This is a genomic window from Pseudonocardia sp. EV170527-09 (assembly GCF_008369905.1).
In the GTDB taxonomy this organism is placed as follows: Bacteria; Actinomycetota; Actinomycetes; order Mycobacteriales; family Pseudonocardiaceae; genus Pseudonocardia.
Genome location: NZ_VRMC01000011.1, coordinates 75,318 through 88,478, shown reverse-complemented (window position 1 = coordinate 88,478; position 13,161 = coordinate 75,318). Strand labels below are relative to the sequence as shown.

Genomic DNA, 13,161 nt, shown 5'->3' with positions numbered 1-13,161 from the left:
GACCACCTCGAAACGGCGGTGCAGACCCGGTGGGCGGCCCTGGGCATCGGACTCGAGCTCGAGGCGGTGTCTAGCCTCGGCGACATAGACCTTGATCCGCTGATAGTGACCAGTGAACCCGTACTCGGCGACCAGACGCTCGTGGATCACCGAGGCCCGCAACCGCGGATCCACGGCCAACCAGGCGTCGATCACGTCGGTGAACGGATCGACCAGCCGCGGCACCGTCCCGGCCCGCGACGGCGCCCGAGGCGGCGACGCCGGCGCACCAGCGGAGAGGTACTTACGGGCGGTGCGCCAGTCGCACCCAGCTTGAGCTGCGATTTCCTTCCACGTCGCCCCGGCCGCGCGCAGCGGGGCGAACCTCCTGATATCCATCCATGCCTCCACAGGCAGGATCACGGGCGACCACCCTCCGGGCTCGTCTGCTTGGTGGTTGACAGAGCCCGGAGGGTCGTCCCTCCCTGAGCTGATCTTCGGTCCGACGCGCCGGACCAACGACAAACCAGCTCGTACCTACAGCGACATCAGAGCCCGTACGCGGACAAGGACCTCGGCCGTGAGCTGCGGTCGGCCATCCCCGCCGGCCCCTCGGCCCGGTAGCGGTCGGACCACTTCTTGGCGGTCCGCGCGGAGACCATGAACATTGTCGCGGCCGCGGTGTGGGTCCAGCCGTGCTCGACGACGAGTTGAGCGAGCCGCAGCCGGGCGCGCGGGGTCAGAGCGGCGTTAGCGTGGGACACGAAGGCCTCCGGTGGGTGAAGCGGTTCCTAGACAGCTCCACTTCACAACCGGAGGCCTTCGTCTGTCAGCCAGACTCACCGCCCCCGGACGGGACAACCTCCCTGGACATCACAGCTAGGGCAGGAGACCGCGGTGCTCGACCCGCGGTGGCCCGCGCGCGCCGTGCTGGAGCAGGCCGGCGGCGGCGCTCACGGCCTGCTCGACGCGGCGGCGTTGCGGACCCCGGTCGGACGGCTGTCGGAGGGGCAGCGACGCCGGCTCGACCTGGCCGTGACCCTCGCGGCGCGCCCGACGACGCTGCTGCTCGACGAGCCGACCAACCACCTGTCGGCGCGGCTGGTGGACGAGCTCACCGCGATGGTGCGGGACACCTCGGCGGCCGTCGTCGTCGCCACCCACGACCGGCAGCTGCTGCGCGACCTGGCCGACTGGCCGCGGCTCGAGCTCGGTACGGCCGGCTGATCAGGGCCGGAGCCCGGCCTCGACGACGTCGAGGGTGCGACGCAGCCCGGACTCGAACAGCGGCTCGCCGCCACCGGGCCCACGCACCACCGCGCCGCCGAGCAGCTGGGACAGCACCGGCAACTGCTCGGACCGGCCGGAGCGACGGACGTCGTCGAGGGTGGGCAGGCGGTCCCCGGCCAGGGCCGCCGCCCCCCGCACGTAGCCGTGCAGCAGGTGCAGCACCTCCACGGCCGCGTGCAGCGGATGCCCCGCCCCGACGACGTGCGCGAGCAGCGCCTCCGCCCACGCGCACTCGGCCGGGCCGGTGGCGCGGGGACCGGCGAGCAGCCCGACGGCCCACGGGTGCTCGTCGAGCACCTCGCGCAGCGCGGACGCCCAGATCTCGCACCCCAGCCGCAGCCCGCAGCCCGCCAGGTCCGGCGGCTCGCCCAGCGCGGCGTCCAGGACGAGGTCGACCAGCGCGTCCTTGCCGGGCACGTGCCGGTACAGCGACATCGGCGCCGACCCCAGCTCCCGGGCCAGCCGCGGCATCGACACCGCGGCCAGGCCGTCGGTGTCGGCGAGGCGCAGTGCCGTGGCGACGACGGACCCGCGGTCCAGTGTCCGGCGCGCCGGGGCCGGGGGAGCCGCCCAGCGGGGGTCGTCGACGGTCACGGGGTGGATCATGCCACGCATGTCGTAGAACTGGCTACGCACTGGGCGTAAGCCCTACGCAGATGCGACGGAGGGTCGTCTGCCGTGCGGTTCGTAGGGTGGCCCGATGCAGTGGTGGGAGGTCGGGGTCATCGCGCTGGCCGGAGTCTGGGCGGGGTTGATCAACACCGTCGTCGGGTCCGGGACGCTGGTGACCTTCCCGGTGCTGGTGGCGCTCGGTTTCCCGCCGGTGACGGCGACGACGTCGAACGCCATCGGCCTGATCACGGGGTCGGTCACCGGCGCCGTCGGCTATCGCAGGGAGTGGGCCGGGCACGGCCGCCGCCTGGCGAAGTACGGCGTCGCGTCGTTCCTGGGGGCCGTGGTCGGTGCGGCGCTGCTGCTGTCGCTGCCGCCGGACGCGTTCGAGACGATCGTGCCGGTCCTGGTCGGCACCTCGGTGCTGCTGGTCGCCGTGCAGCCGCTGCTGGCCCGCCGGCTGCGGGACCGGCCGCGTCCCGACCGGTCCGGCTCGCCGGTGCTCTACCTGCTGGTGTTCCTGGTGGGCGTCTACGGCGGCTACTTCACCGCCGCGCAGGGGATCATGCTGGTCGGGGTGATGGGGCTGCTCCTCACGGACCCGCTGCAGCGGCTGAACGCCTTCAAGAACACCCTGGCCTCGGTCGTGAACATCGTCGCGGGGGCCATCTACGCCGTCGTCGCGCCGGTCGACTGGAGGGTCGTCGGGATCATCGCGGTCAGCTCGATCGTCGGCGGGCTGCTCGGCGCGAAGGTCGGGCGCAGATTGTCGCCCGCTGTGCTGCGGAGCGTGATCGTCGTGATCGGGGTCGCGGCCATCGTGTTCCTGCTGGTGGAGTGAGCGGCCCGGAACTGTCGGGGGTGTCTGCTCTGCTGGGGCCGTGGACGACGACCGCGCCGCCGAGCTGGCCGCGGCCCTCGCCGCGCTGGCCGGTCGCGAGATCGGTCCGGCCGAGGCGCGGGCCGTCGTCGCGCACGCCCACGACCTGACCCCGGCCCGGGCGAACGCGGTCTGGACCCGGCACCGGGCGGCACCGCGGACCGTGCCGCTGCGCGACTACCTGGCGATGACGCTCCGGTTCACCGCGCAGGACCCGGCGGTCGGCCCGCTCGTCGGCGGGGAGCGGCACGCCTCACCGGATCCACACGGCCGACACGGTGGGATGGCACGGTGAGCACGACTGCCTCGACCGGCCCGGACCCGATCACTCCCGCCCGCGACGCCGAGCGGCTCGAGCGTGCGGTACTCGAGGTGAAGCGGGTGATCGTCGGCCAGGACCGGCTCGTCGAGCGGATGCTGGTGGGTCTGCTCGCGAAGGGGCACCTGCTGCTGGAGGGCGTCCCCGGCGTCGCGAAGACCCTCGCGGTGGAGACCTTCGCCCGGGTCGTCGGGGGGAGCTTCTCCCGGCTGCAGTTCACTCCCGACCTGGTGCCCGCCGACATCCTCGGCACCCGGATCTACCGGCAGGGCCGCGAGGAGTTCGACGTCGAGCTCGGTCCGGTCGTCGCGAACTTCGTGCTGGCCGACGAGATCAACCGCGCCCCGGCGAAGGTGCAGTCGGCGATGCTCGAGGTGATGGCCGAGCGCAAGCTCTCCCTCGCCGGTCGCGACCACCCGATGCCCGACCCGTTCCTCGTGCTCGCCACCCAGAACCCGATCGAGAACGAGGGCGTCTACCCGCTGCCCGAGGCCCAACGCGACCGCTTCCTGTTCAAGCTGATCATCGAGTACCCGGGGGTCGAGGAGGAGCGGGAGATCATCTACCGGATGGGGTCCACCCCACCGGTGGCCTCCCAGGTCCTCACCCCCGACGAGCTGGTCCGGCTGCAGCGCACCGCGGCGGACGTGTTCGTGCACCATGCCCTGGTCGACTACGTCGTGCGGCTGGTCGTCGCGACCCGGCTGCCGTCCGAGCACGGCCTGTCCGACGTCGCGTCCTGGATCGCCTACGGGGCCTCGCCGCGTGCGTCGCTGGGCATCGTGTCCGCCGCCCGCGCGCTGGCCCTGGTGCGTGGCCGCGACTACGTCCTGCCGCAGGACGTGCTGGAGGTCGCCCCGGACGTGCTGCGGCACCGCCTCGTGCTGTCCTACGACGCGATCGCCGATCAGGTGCCGGTCGACCACATCGTCACCCGGGTCCTGCAGACCGTGCCGTTGCCGCAGGTCAGCGCCCGGCCCGGGGGAGCGCCCGAGGGTGCGCCGTCGGCGTGGCCGCCCGCACCGGGTGCCGGCCAGGGTCCGGCGTGACGGCGGGGTCCGCCGACCTCGTCCGGCTCGAGGCCTCCCTGCGGACCCTGGAGCTGACCGTCCGGCGCCGGCTGGACGGCCTGCTCCAGGGCAACCACATCGGGCTGCTGCCCGGCCCGGGCACCGAGCCCGGCGACGCGCGGCCCTACCAGCCCGGTGACGACGTCCGCCGGATGGACTGGTCGGTCACCGCCCGCACCACCGCGCCGCACGTGCGGGAGACCGTCGCCGACCGCGAGCTGGAGACCTGGGCGGTGGTGGACCTGTCGCGCAGCATCGACTACGGCACCGCCCGCACCGACAAGCGGCACCTGGCGCTGGCCGGGCTGACCGCGGTCGCCCAGCTGACGACCGGCGGCGGCAACCGGCTCGGCGCCGTCGTGGCGAACGGGGAGTCGACGCTGCGGCTGCCCGCCCGCGGTGGCCTGGCGCACGCCCGTGGCCTGGTCCGCCGGGTCGCGACGATGCCGTCGGCGCCCGAGGGCACCCGCGGTGACCTGTCCCGCGCACTCGACGAGCTGCGCCGCCCCCCGCGCCGGCGCGGGCTGGTCGTGGTGGTCTCGGACTTCCTCGGCGAGCCCACCTGGGAGCGGTCGCTGCGGGCGCTCTCGGCGCGCCACGAGCTCCTCGCGATCGAGGTCGTCGACCCGCGGGAGCTGGAGCTGCCCGATGTCGGGACCGTCGTGCTGGCCGACCCCGAGACCGGGCGTCAGCGCGAGGTCGACACCACACCGCTGCTGCGCCGCGAGTTCGCCGCCGCCGCCTCCGAGCACCGCGACCGGGTGGCCGCGGCGCTGCGCCGCTGCGGGGCCGGGCACCTGACCCTGCGCACCGACACCGACTGGGTGGCCGACATCGTGCGGTTCGCCGTCGCCCGCAAGCACACCGCGTCCCCGCGCAGCGGCGCAGCGTCCCCGCGCACCGGCACCGGGTCTCTGCGCAGCGGCACGGCGTCCCCGCACGACGGCACAACGGCCCCGCGGAGGCCCGCGTGACGTTCACCGCCCCCTGGTGGCTGCTCGGGCTGCTCGTCGTCGCCGCGCTGGCGGTCGCCTACGTGTGGCTGCTGCGCCGGCGCCGTCGCGACGTCGTGCGGTTCACCAACCTGGAGCTGCTGGAGTCGGTCGCCCCGAACCGGCCGGGCCGGTGGCGGCACCTTCCCGCGATCGCGTTGATCGCGGCGCTGGCGGTGCTCACCGTGGCGCTCGCCGGGCCACAGGCGATGGCGAAGGTGCCGCGGAACCGGGCCACGGTGATGCTGGTGATCGACGTGTCGTTGTCGATGAAGGCCACCGACGTCGCGCCGACCCGGCTCGCCGCAGCGCAGGCCGCGGCCAAGCAGTTCGCCGACCAGCTGACCCCGGGCGTCAACCTCGGGCTGGTGTCCTTCGCCGGGACGGCGGCGGTGCTCGTCTCGCCCACGACCGACCGCAGCGCGGTGAAGAACGGCGTCGACAACCTGCAGCTCGCCGAGTCCACCGCGACCGGTGAGGCGATCTTCACGGCGATGCAGTCGATCGACACGTTCTCCCGGTCGCTGCAGGGCGGCCCGGACGCGGCGGGGGTGCCGCCCCCGGCGCGGATCGTGCTGCTCTCCGACGGCACCCAGACCGTGCCGGGGCCGGACGGGGAGAACGAGCCGCGCGGCTCGTTCACCGCGGCCGCCGAGGCGAAGAACCGCGGCATCCCGGTGTCCACGATCTCCTTCGGCACCAGCTACGGCACGATCGAGCTCGACGGCGGGCGCACCCCCGTCCCCGTCGACGACGCCTCGATGGAGCGCATCGCGCAGCTCGCCGGTGGCCGGTTCTTCACCGCCGCGACCGAGTCCGAGCTGCGCGCGGTCTACTCCGACCTGTCCGAGGAGCTCGGCTACGAGGAGCGCGAGGTCGACGCGAGCAGGCCGTGGATGATCGGCGGGTTCGTCCTGCTGATCGGCGGGCTCGGTGCGGGCATCCTGCTCGGCAGGCGGCTGCCGTGAGGGTGATCTCCGCTCGCGGGTACCGACCGGTAGTGCGTTAGGTTCACCCCCCGTGGGACGCAGCGTGCTCGTGACCGGAGGAAACCGCGGCATCGGCCTGGCGATCGCGCAGGCGTTCGCGGGCGAGGGCGACCAGGTGGCGGTGACCTACCGCTCGGGGAAGGACGACATCCCCGACGGGCTGTTGCCGGTGCACTGCGACGTCACCGACGCAGAGTCCGTCGACGCCGCGTTCACCGAGGTCGAGGCCGCGCACGGACCGGTCGAGGTGCTGGTGTCCAACGCCGGCATCACCGACGACGGCCTGCTCATGCGGATGTCCGAGGAGTCCTTCACCCGGGTCGTCGACGCCAACCTCACCGCCGCCTACCGGGTCGCGAAGCGGGCCTCGCGCGGGATGCTGAAGGCCAAGAAGGGCCGGATGATCTTCGTGTCGTCGGTCGTGGGCCTCTCCGGGTCGGCCGGGCAGGTCAACTACGCCGCCTCGAAGTCCGGGCTCGTCGGCCTCGCCCGCTCGGTCGCCCGCGAGCTCGGCAGCCGTGGCATCACCGCGAACGTCGTCGCTCCCGGGTTCGTCGACACCGACATGACCCGCGCGCTGCCCGAGAAGCGGCGCGAGGAGATCCTCGGGACCATCCCGCTCTCCCGCTACGCCGACGCCGGCGAGATCGCCTCGGTCGTCGCCTTCCTCGCCTCGCCCGGCGCCGGCTACGTCACCGGGGCGGTCGTCCCGGTCGACGGCGGTCTGGGCATGGGGCACTGATCGGCGCTCGCGCGCGAACACCGACACCGGGCCCCGGGTCCGGGCCCCGCAGAACTCTCGAAAGGACGTCATGGGACTGCTCGACGGCAAGCGGCTGCTGATCACCGGTGTGATCACCGATGCCTCGCTGGCCTTCCACTCCGCCAAGATCGCCCAGGAGCAGGGCGCCGAGGTCGTGCTCACCGGCTTCGGCCGGATGCGGCTGGTCGAGCGGATCGCGATGCGGCTGCCGAAGCCCGCCCCGGTCGTCGAGCTGGACGTGTCGAACCAGGAGCAGCTGGACTCGCTCGTCGAGCGGATCACTCCGCACCTGGGCGAGGAGCCCCGCCTCGACGGCGTGCTGCACTCGATCGGGTTCGCCCCGGCGGGTGCGCTGGGGGAGGGTGCGTTCCTGAACGCGCAGTGGGAGGACGTCGCCACCACGATCCAGGTGTCGGCGTTCTCGCTGAAGTCGCTGGCGATGGCGTGCAAGCCGCTGCTCGGTCCGGGCAGCTCGATCGTCGGCATGGACTTCGACAACCGTCAGGCCTGGCCCGCCTACGACTGGATGGGCGTCGCGAAGTCCGCGCTGGAGTCGGTCACCCGCTACCTGGCCCGTGACCTGGGCCGCGACGGCATCCGGGTCAACCTGGTCGCCGCCGGCCCGGTGAGGACGATGGCCGCCAAGTCGATCCCGGGCTTCGCCGCGTTCGAGGACGTGTGGGACAAGCGCGCCCCGCTCGGCTGGGACATGAACGACCCGGTGCCGGTCGCCAAGACCGTGTGCGCTGCACTGTCGGACTGGATGCCGACCACCACCGGATCGATGATCATGGCCGACGGCGGGGTGCACGCCGTCGGCGTGTGAGGCCGGGGAGCGCGCCCGCGGGAAGGCGTCGATAATCGGGTCCGTGCCCGAACAGTCCTGCCCCGACCCCGATGCCATCCTGGTGCTCAGCTTCGGCGGCCCCGAGGCCCCCGACGAGGTCCGCCCGTTCCTGGAGAACGTGACCCGGGGCCGCGGGGTCCCGCCGGAGCGCCTCGACGCCGTCGAGGAGCACTACCAGCACTTCGGCGGGGTCTCGCCGATCAACGCCCGCAACCGCGAGCTGATCGCGTCGATCGCCGCGCGCACCGAGCTGCCGGTGTACTTCGGCAACCGCAACTGGCGGCCCTTCGCCGAGGACACCGTGCGCGAGATGGCCGAGGCCGGCGTCGAGCGGGCACTGGTGTTCGCGACCAGCGCCTACGGCGGCTACTCCGCCTGCCGCCAGTACCACGAGGACATCGCCCGGGCCCGCGACGCCGCCGGCGACGCGGCGCCCGATCTGGTCAAGCTGCGCCACTTCTACGACCACCCGGACTTCGTGCGCGCCAACGCCGACGCCGTCCGGTCGGCGTGGGCGCAGCTGCCCGAGGACCGGCGCGAGGCGGCGCGGCTGGTGTTCACGGCGCACTCCATCCCCACCTCGGCCGACGCGGCCGCCGGAACCCCGGCCGACGGCGGGCACCGCTACTCCCGGCAGGTCGCCGAGGCCGCCGCGCTGGTCGCCGCCGAGCTGGGCGTCGACGAGTTCGATGTCGTCTGGCAGTCCCGCTCGGGTCCGCCGCAGGTGCCGTGGTTGGAGCCCGACATCGTCGACCACATCGACGACCTGCACGCCAAGGGTGTGCCCGCGGTCGTCGTCGCGCCGGTCGGGTTCGTGTCCGACCACGTCGAGGTCGTGTGGGACCTCGACAACGAGGCGGCCGAGCGCGCCGCCGAGCACGGCATGGGGTTCGCCCGCGCCGCCACCGCCGGGCCGGACCCGCGGTTCGCCGACATGGTGGTCGAGCTCGTGCGGGAGCACACCGACGACGCGCCCGCCCGGCGCCTGGGCACCGGGCCGTCGGCGGGGTGCACCCGCAACGGGGCACCCTGCGCGGTCGACTGCTGCGTGCCGCAGCGGCGGCCCGCCCGATCGGGCTGATCAGCGTCGCCGCATCCCGCCACACCGCATCGCACCGCGCGGTCTCCTCGCCGGCCGTCGGATCGTGCCCCGACCTCTGATGACAATGATTCATTGACGCCAGCTGATCGTCGCCGAAACGACGACAACCACACCGCCACGAGCCGGAAGAGCCGGCGCCGGCCGGGGAGCCCGGGGCCGCGGGACCTCCGTGCGACCTGCGGTGTCGTCGGGCCCGGGTCAGCGGGGCAGGTCGGCGGCCCGGTCGAGGGCGTCGACGACGGCGTCGGTGAACGCTCCGGCGCCACCGTGCCCGGCGTCGTCGATGATCCGCAGCTCGCTGCCGGGCCAGCGCCGGTGCAGGTCCCAGGGGATGTCCGGGGGCCCGCTGACGTCGTACCGGCCGTGGACCAGGCTCCCGGGGATGCCGGTGAGCCGGGTCGCCCCGTCGAGCAGGGCGCCGTCGGGGAGGAATGCGGCGTGCCGCCAGTAGTGCGTGACCAGCCGGGCGAACACGAGCCGGAACGCCGGGTCCTCGTAGCGGCTGCTCGGCCGGTGTCCCGGGGCGAGGGAGACGTGGACGTCCTCCCAGCGGCACCACTCGCGGGCGGCGTGCTCGCGGACGGCCGGGTCGGGGTCGGCGAGCAGGGTCGCGTAGGCGTCGACGAGGCGGGTGCCGCGCAGCGGGGCGGGCACGGCCTCGGCGAAGCGGTCCCATTCGGCGGGGAAGATCCGGCGCATGTCCTCGGTGATCCAGCGGACCTCCCGCTCGGTCGTCGTCGCGACGGCGGCGAGCAGGAGCGCCTCGACCCGCTGCGGGTGGGCCTGGGCGTAGGCCAGCGCGAGGGTGCTGCCCCAGGAACCGCCCTTCACGACCCAGGAGGGGATCGCCAGCAGCTCGCGCAGCCGCTCGATGTCGTCGAGCAGCAGCTGGGTGGTCTGGGTGCGTTCCAGGTCGACGTCGGGGTCGGACGCGAGCGGCCTGCTGCGGCCGCATCCGCGCTGGTCGAACAGCACGATCCGGTACCGCTCGGGGTCGAAGTACCGGCGTGCCCCCGCCGAGCAGCCCGAGCCGGGGCCGCCGTGCACGTACAGCACCGGGCGTCCGTCGGGGTTGCCGCAGGTCTCCCAGTACAGCGCCTGGCCGTCGTCGGTGGTGAGGACGCCGGTGTCGTAGGGCTCGATCGGTGGGTGGAGAGGCACCGCTACAACCCTGCCAGCAGGGCGGCGGAGTTGTCCTCCCAGGCGTTGTCGACACGGATGTAGGTGCCGACGGTGGCCAGGGAGCGGTGCCGGGTCTGGTGGGCGATGGCCCGGTCGGAGGCGCCTCGCTGGTGGGCGTAGGTGACGTGGCCCGCGCGCAGGGAGTGCGCCGACCAGGGGCCGGGGCCGATGCCGGCGCGGGCGACCGCACGCTGGACGATCTCGTTGACCGACTCCGGGTGCAGCGGACGGTCGGTGACCCGGTTGCCGCGGGTGACCTTGCGCAGCACCGGGCCCTCGGTGATCCCGGCGGCCTCGAGCCAGGTCCGCAGCGCGGTGACCGGGCAGCGCGCGGCCCGGTGCGCGTGCGGGAGGACCACGAGCTCGGGCTCGGTGCCGTACGGGTTGGTCTTGGACCGGGGGATCGACAGGACGCGGCCGCGGGGGTGCTCGGCGACCTCGGCGACGGTGAGTCCGGCCAGCTCGGAGCGGCGCAGCGCGGAGAAGAACCCGACCAGCAGCAGGGCCCGGTCGCGCAGGCCGGCGAGGTCGGTCCCGGACCCGCAGGCGGCGACGACGTCGTCGAGATCGGGCGGCATGAGGGCGCGGGCCCGGACCGGCGGCGCGCCGTGGGTACGGCGGATGCCCTCCCACACGGCGGTGACGCGGCGGGCGTCGGTGGGGTCGGGCAGGTCGCGCATGACGTGGACGAAGCGGATCGAGGACAGCCGACGGCTGATGGTCCCGACCTTGGCCCCGGCCCCGGCGAGCTCGGTGATGTAGCCGGACAGCGCCTCGGGGGCGGCGGGCAGCGGCGCGTGGCCGTTCCGGGCGCACCAGCCGCTGAACTCACGCCAGTCCGAGGCGTAGCCGCGGCGGGTGTTCGGGGAGCGGGCGGCCGCGACGTAGGCGGCCTCCTCCGGCGTCAGCGGCAGGTCGACCTGCGGTGCGAGCAGCTCGGCACCGGGGACCGTGGTGCGGTCGGGCACGGGGGCGGTCACGGGGTCATCCTGCCGGTTGCGGCGCGGCGGCCACGAGCACCACGCCCGACCCGCTCGCCCCCTCGGCGGGGAACCGGAGCTCGGCCTCGGTGCGCAGCCCGGTGTCCTCGACGAGCGCGCGGAGCCGCTCGGGCCGCCACAGGTGCGTGGTCCAGGTGACCGGGACGCCGCCGTAGCCCTCGGTGCGGACGAGGTCGCCGTCGCCGGCGTGGGTGGCCAGGATCAGTCGTCCACCCGGGGCCAACGCCCGGGCGAAGGAGGCCAGGACGTGCGGCAGGACGTCGCGGGGCAGGTTGAACAGCGACCACCACCCGAGCACACCGGCGAGCGAGCCGTCGGGCACGTCGAGCTCGGTGGCCGAACCGACCGCGAACGAGCAGTGCGGGTGCAGGCGACCGGCATGGGCGACCATTGCGGGGGACAGGTCCACGCCCGAGGCGTCCACCCCGCGCTCCACCAGGTAGGCGGTGACCTGCCCCGGCCCGCAGCCGACGTCGAGGACCGGCCCGCGGCCGGCGACGGCGTCGGCGAACACGTCCATCGCGGCGCGCAGCCAGGGATGGGCGCGGACGTCCCCGATCCCGGTGTCGACGACCATCGCCACGTAGTTGTCGGCGACGCGGTCGTAGGACGCGCGGACGGCGTCCAGGTCGGCGGGGCGCGGGACCGGTTCGGTGGGCACGCCGGCGACCGTAGGGCAGGGAACCGACACTCAGGCGCCGCGTGACCGGCGACCGGCCGGGGTGTGGCGCAGGGCCCGCTGGTGCGCGACGGCGCGGCGCACGATGTCGATCACGCCGTCGTCGTCGGCCAGGTAGAGGCGGTGGCGGCCCTGGCGGCGGACGCGGACCCACCCGGCCGCCTTGAGCTTGCCCAGGTGGTGGCTGACCGTCGCGACGGACTGACCGAGCTCCTCGGCGAGGGCGCCGACGTCGCGCTCGCCGTCGGCCAGCAGCCACATGATGTGCAGCCGGACGGTGGCCGCGAGCATCCCGAAGACGGAGGCGGTGTCGTGCAACAGGTCCTGCGACGGGGGATCGGAGGTCAACGGTCTCCTTCCGCGACGGGGTGACGACCGTCAAACATTCTCACAACCGTTTGAACGTTGCAGCTCGGTACGGTTCACTGGTGGCCGACAGTCCACGTGGGAGGTGAGCCGGATGTCCGACGACGAGCACAGTAGGTGCGGCCGCGTGGACGGCCGGCTGCCGCGTCGGAGCGCCGGCGGCTGAGCACCCGGGTGGGCCTCGTCCTGCCCGCCGTCCCCATCGGCCGTTCCTGCGCCACCTCTTCCCTCCGTCACCGCCGCCCTGCGCGGACCGGTCGTCGCGCGCTGCGCCGACCGGCGCCGACGCGTGCCCGGCCGCGGTCGGCGGACCTCTCCTGAGCAACGAGAGCGAGTACGTGATGACGACCGTCGAGATGCTGCTGCGCCTGGGGGCCGGTGTCGGCCTGGGCACGGTGATCGGCTTCGAGCGCCAGTACCGGGCGCGGATGGCCGGCCTGCGCACCAACGCGCTGGTCGCCGTCGGCGCGACCCTGTTCGTCCTGCTGTCCGCACACGGCTTCGGTGGGCTGTCCGACACCGGCAGCGCCGATCCCACCCGGGTGGCGGCCCAGATCGTGTCCGGCATCGGGTTCCTCGGCGCCGGGGTGATCCTGCGCGACGGGATGACCGTCCGCGGGCTCAACACCGCGGCGACCCTGTGGTGCTCCGCCGCCGTCGGAGCACTGTCCGGGGCCGGGCTCTACCCGGTCGCCGCCGCGGGGACCGGCGTCGTGGTGCTGGTGAACCTGGCACTGCGCCCGCTGGGGCGGGCCATCGACCGCCGCCCGGAGTCCGGCGACGAGACTCCGACCGTCTACAGCTTCCACGCCGTCACCCGCGACGACGCCGAGGCCCACGTCCGGGCGCTGCTGGTCCAGGCACTCGGGCGCACCGACTTCCGGCTCGCCTCGGTCCGGTCGGCCAACACCGACACCGACGGCTACGTCGAGGTCCGGGCCGACCTGGCCGCCGACCACCGTGACGACACCCAGATGGAGTCGGCGGTCAGCCGGCTGTCGCTGGAGCCCTCGGTCACCAGTGTCCGGTGGGACGTGCGGACCCCGGCCCGGGACACCGGCGCCGCGCGCTGACCCCGCCCGCAGGCGGA

15 protein-coding genes and 2 pseudogenes are annotated in these 13,161 nt (G+C 74.1%); 10 read left to right on the top strand and 7 right to left on the bottom strand.

Annotated features, from left to right (window positions below):
- Positions 1 to 402, bottom strand: a 402-nt coding sequence (locus FVA95_RS05380) for a hypothetical protein (RefSeq protein WP_370460830.1), incomplete at its 3' end; no start/stop codon positions are given.
- 152 nt (positions 403 to 554) lie between these two features.
- Positions 555 to 743, bottom strand: a pseudogene (locus FVA95_RS05375) (leucine zipper domain-containing protein); the annotation flags it as partial.
- A gap of 154 nt (positions 744 to 897) precedes the next feature.
- Here FVA95_RS05375 and FVA95_RS05370 point away from each other — a divergent pair.
- A pseudogene (locus tag FVA95_RS05370) lies at positions 898 to 1,206 on the top strand (AAA family ATPase); the annotation flags it as partial.
- On the opposite strand, the gene FVA95_RS05365 reads toward FVA95_RS05370, so the two are convergent.
- Positions 1,207 to 1,863, bottom strand: coding sequence for a TetR/AcrR family transcriptional regulator (locus FVA95_RS05365; protein WP_161992203.1), 657 nt, complete (start codon positions 1,861 to 1,863; stop codon positions 1,207 to 1,209).
- A gap of 106 nt (positions 1,864 to 1,969) precedes the next feature.
- On the opposite strand from FVA95_RS05365, the gene FVA95_RS05360 reads away from it, so the two are divergent.
- The 8 genes from FVA95_RS05360 (at position 1,970) to FVA95_RS05325 (ending at position 8,822) form a co-directional block, all read left to right on the top strand.
- A complete protein-coding gene (locus FVA95_RS05360; RefSeq protein ID WP_149663202.1) occupies positions 1,970 to 2,722 on the top strand; it encodes a sulfite exporter TauE/SafE family protein in 753 nt (250 codons plus the stop codon).
- Between the two features lie 40 nt (positions 2,723 to 2,762).
- The gene (locus FVA95_RS05355) at positions 2,763 to 3,056 is read left to right on the top strand and encodes a hypothetical protein (RefSeq protein WP_149663201.1); all 294 of its coding nucleotides are present in this window, start codon (positions 2,763 to 2,765) and stop codon (positions 3,054 to 3,056) included.
- A complete protein-coding gene (locus tag FVA95_RS05350; protein ID WP_075306204.1) occupies positions 3,053 to 4,129 on the top strand; it encodes a MoxR family ATPase in 1,077 nt (358 codons plus the stop codon). Before FVA95_RS05355 ends, FVA95_RS05350 begins: the two co-directional genes overlap by 4 nt.
- On the top strand, positions 4,126 to 5,124 hold the full coding sequence (locus tag FVA95_RS05345; protein ID WP_240051288.1) for a DUF58 domain-containing protein: 999 nt from the start codon (positions 4,126 to 4,128) through the stop codon (positions 5,122 to 5,124). The genes FVA95_RS05350 and FVA95_RS05345 overlap by 4 nt, the downstream gene beginning before the upstream one ends.
- Positions 5,121 to 6,110, top strand: coding sequence for a VWA domain-containing protein (locus FVA95_RS05340; protein ID WP_149663199.1), 990 nt, complete (start codon positions 5,121 to 5,123; stop codon positions 6,108 to 6,110). Before FVA95_RS05345 ends, FVA95_RS05340 begins: the two co-directional genes overlap by 4 nt.
- Before the next feature lie 52 nt (positions 6,111 to 6,162).
- A complete protein-coding gene (gene fabG, locus FVA95_RS05335; protein ID WP_149663198.1) occupies positions 6,163 to 6,873 on the top strand; it encodes a 3-oxoacyl-ACP reductase FabG in 711 nt (236 codons plus the stop codon).
- A 70-nt stretch (positions 6,874 to 6,943) separates the two neighbouring features.
- Complete coding sequence (gene fabI, locus FVA95_RS05330; protein ID WP_149663197.1) at positions 6,944 to 7,720, top strand: enoyl-ACP reductase FabI; 777 nt, start codon at positions 6,944 to 6,946, stop codon at positions 7,718 to 7,720.
- A 43-nt stretch (positions 7,721 to 7,763) separates the two neighbouring features.
- Complete coding sequence (locus FVA95_RS05325; RefSeq protein ID WP_149663196.1) at positions 7,764 to 8,822, top strand: ferrochelatase; 1,059 nt, start codon at positions 7,764 to 7,766, stop codon at positions 8,820 to 8,822.
- A 219-nt stretch (positions 8,823 to 9,041) separates the two neighbouring features.
- On the opposite strand, the gene pip is transcribed toward FVA95_RS05325, so the two are convergent.
- Genes pip through FVA95_RS05305 form a run of 4 tightly spaced genes read right to left on the bottom strand, consistent with a single transcriptional unit; the run spans position 9,042 to position 12,053 of the window.
- Positions 9,042 to 10,004, bottom strand: coding sequence for a prolyl aminopeptidase (gene pip / locus FVA95_RS05320; RefSeq protein WP_205015763.1), 963 nt, complete (start codon positions 10,002 to 10,004; stop codon positions 9,042 to 9,044).
- Between the two features lie 2 nt (positions 10,005 to 10,006).
- Positions 10,007 to 11,005 carry a site-specific integrase gene (locus FVA95_RS05315; RefSeq protein ID WP_149663195.1) on the bottom strand — a complete coding sequence of 333 codons (999 nt, stop codon included), beginning with the start codon at positions 11,003 to 11,005 and terminating at the stop codon, positions 10,007 to 10,009.
- A gap of 4 nt (positions 11,006 to 11,009) precedes the next feature.
- A complete protein-coding gene (locus FVA95_RS05310; protein WP_240051287.1) occupies positions 11,010 to 11,687 on the bottom strand; it encodes a trans-aconitate 2-methyltransferase in 678 nt (225 codons plus the stop codon).
- 30 nt (positions 11,688 to 11,717) lie between these two features.
- Positions 11,718 to 12,053 carry a metalloregulator ArsR/SmtB family transcription factor gene (locus FVA95_RS05305; RefSeq protein ID WP_240051286.1) on the bottom strand — a complete coding sequence of 112 codons (336 nt, stop codon included), beginning with the start codon at positions 12,051 to 12,053 and terminating at the stop codon, positions 11,718 to 11,720.
- A gap of 359 nt (positions 12,054 to 12,412) precedes the next feature.
- Between FVA95_RS05305 and FVA95_RS05300 the strand changes: the two genes are divergently transcribed.
- On the top strand, positions 12,413 to 13,144 hold the full coding sequence (locus FVA95_RS05300; protein WP_043281833.1) for an MgtC/SapB family protein: 732 nt from the start codon (positions 12,413 to 12,415) through the stop codon (positions 13,142 to 13,144).
- Positions 13,145 to 13,161 lie beyond the last annotated feature (17 nt).

Coding starts and splice junctions, on each gene's coding strand:
- FVA95_RS05360 (WP_149663202.1), top strand. CDS start 1,970: ATGCAGTGGTGGGAGGTCGGGGTCATCGCGCTGGCCGGAGTCTGGGCG.
- fabI (WP_149663197.1), top strand. CDS start 6,944: ATGGGACTGCTCGACGGCAAGCGGCTGCTGATCACCGGTGTGATCACC.
- FVA95_RS05300 (WP_043281833.1), top strand. CDS start 12,413: ATGACGACCGTCGAGATGCTGCTGCGCCTGGGGGCCGGTGTCGGCCTG.